The 2274-nt window shown below is 45.2% G+C and carries 2 protein-coding genes; one reads left to right on the top strand and one right to left on the bottom strand.

Translation table 11 applies throughout. The annotated features are described in order from the left end of the window. Positions 1–187: 187 nt before the first annotated feature. Entirely contained in the window at positions 188–1615 is a 1428-nt protein-coding gene (locus L865_RS0119970) for a M28 family peptidase (protein WP_028774843.1), read from the bottom strand. Positions 1616–1750: 135 nt separating this feature from the next. Between L865_RS0119970 and L865_RS0119965 the strand changes: the two genes are divergently transcribed. Further along, the gene (locus L865_RS0119965) at positions 1751–2047 is read left to right on the top strand and encodes an ArsR/SmtB family transcription factor (protein WP_028774842.1); all 297 of its coding nucleotides are present in this window, start codon (positions 1751–1753) and stop codon (positions 2045–2047) included. Positions 2048–2274 lie beyond the last annotated feature (227 nt).

Below are 2274 nucleotides of genomic sequence, written 5' to 3'. Positions count from 1 at the left end.
TGTGTAATCACGTTGTGTACGTTTAATGCTGATTGTGCTTGAAGGTTTCATAGATAAGTCTCCAAAGTGTCAACTTATCTCAGGACGGGACAGGTTTATATATAAAAAAGGCCATCATCACTGATGGCCTTTTTGCTGTTAGAGGTTAAGCTGCAAGCTCAACTATTGGTACAAAGCGGGTTTATCGTTACTTTTTGGCGGGTATAGGACGAAGATCTAATTCAGATTGTGCCATTAGGTAAGCAAACTGCGCATAGGCCGCGACGTTTTGTGCCAGTGCTGCTGGCTCAATTTTATCTAATGTGTCATTGGGCGTATGGTGATAGTCAAAATAATCTGTACCATCTTGGCGCAGTGACGCCACGGGAACGCCTAGTTTGGGCAGCATAGATACATCTGGTCCGCCAGAGGCCTGATTATTACCCTTTACTACGCCATTATTGGCCATAACAGCTGTTTGAGCTTGTAACTGAGTGAAGACCTGCTCATTGACACGAAAATCTATTTGGTAAATTCGTCCCGCACCGAAATCTGATTCTGCTGCTATGTAATGGCGATCTAATTCATCAGCATGCTCTTTAGCGTAAGTTTTGCCACCCACTAATCCCACTTCTTCGGCGGCATATAACACCACACGCACAGTGCGGGCAGGTTTTTGGGGTAAATCTTGAATTAACTTACCGGCAGCCGTGACGATACCTACACCGGCACCGTCATCAATAGCGCCAGTGCCTTCATCCCAAGAATCAAGGTGGGCACCAATCAGTACAATCTCCTCAGGTTTGCTAGCACCGGTAACTTCGGCAATAACATTGTAAGAAGTCGCTACACCATGACCTTTTGGTGACATGTTAAGGTTGATAGTAACGCTATCACTGCGTTTGAGCATAAGGGTTAACTGATCGGCATCTGGGCTAGATAGGGCTGCTGCAGGAATACGTGCGACCCCCTCTTTATAGCGCATCATCCCTGTGTGAGCCATACGGTCATGATCGGTGCCAATTGAGCGAATGACTATGCCTACAGCGCCTTTCTCAGCGGCAGCAACGGCACCACGAGAGCGGCCACCCACTGTTTTACCATAGCCCTTGCCGGTTTTGTGTCGCTCGGTTTTATGATCAATGAATACGATTTTGCCTTCAACACTCGCACTGTCCGCTTCTTTGAGTGCTGCAAGTGTATCAAAACGCACGATTTCAGCCTGCAAACCACTGCTTGAGGTTGCTACCGACCCCCCTAAGGCGGTAATCACCAAAGGTTGAGGGTAGGGGCTAACAACACTGGCGCTGGCATGACCACGTTCCCACACTGGTACCTGAACAGCTTCTTTATAAACATGGTCAAAGCCTAAGCCTTTAAGCTTATCCATAGCCCAATCAACGGCCATCAGATCTTTATCACTACCAGCTAGACGAGGGCCAATTTCTACCGTTAATGACTCAACCAGTTCATAGGCTAAATTCGAGTTGAGTGCTTGCTGTTGCAGTGACATGGCTACGGTATCATTTGCTGACAGCGGCTCGGTAACTTCAGGGGTAGATTTTGGGGTTTGCTGACACCCTAATAAGCTAACGAATATTAGGCCGACCAGAGTTTTGACAGGGCTACTTTTCATGAGTTTCCTTTATTTTTATTACGTATGTCCCATTTTTGAAAACAATCTAGCAAAAAGTGTGCTTTATGTCCCGACTATATTTGTGCTGCAACGTTATATTAGGGCCGGGGTTTGTTTTAGGAGAAAATGCTCGTAATGAATATTGAATTAATGCAGCAACGAGCGGACCATGCCGTTGTTTTGCTGAAGGCTTTGGCTAACGAACGTCGATTGTTTATCTTATGCTATTTGCTAAGTGAAGGAGAGATGTGTGTTGGTGAGATGAATAAGAAATTGGGCTTAAGTCAATCTGCACTGTCACAACATTTAGCTTGGTTAAGAAAGGATAATTTGGTTGAGACGCGTAAAGAAGCTCAAACTGTTTATTATTCTTTGAAGAGCCAAGAAGTCTCTGAAATCATCAAGCTGTTAAACAATATCTACTGCCACTAAGTAATCATGGCATAGTGCTGGCGGAGCGGGGGGCTCAGTCAGCTTTTTGTTGTGTGCGCAATAATATTGTCGCGGTATTGGTCTGTGTAGAAGTTGCTAGCGAGGGGAGGCAGCTTTATTCGCACTGATGAATAATACCAATCAGTATAAGAATTTGATCTACTCAGCGCGCTTTTTGCAAACTAATTCAAGGCCGGCTAATTCAAAGTGAGTACTGAAACAATGGT

The sequence above is a fragment of the Shewanella waksmanii ATCC BAA-643 genome (genome assembly GCF_000518805.1).
GTDB classification, from domain to species: domain Bacteria; phylum Pseudomonadota; class Gammaproteobacteria; order Enterobacterales; family Shewanellaceae; genus Shewanella; species Shewanella waksmanii.
The sequence above is the reverse complement of the archived record's forward strand: the minus strand, read 5'-3'. Positions and strand labels throughout refer to the sequence as shown.

Bases quoted from the DNA above. Each gene is read 5' to 3' on its own strand.
- L865_RS0119965 (WP_028774842.1), top strand. From the start codon at position 1,751: ATGAATATTGAATTAATGCAGCAACGAGCGGACCATGCCGTTGTTTTG.
- L865_RS0119970 (WP_028774843.1), bottom strand. From the start codon at position 1,615: ATGAAAAGTAGCCCTGTCAAAACTCTGGTCGGCCTAATATTCGTTAGC.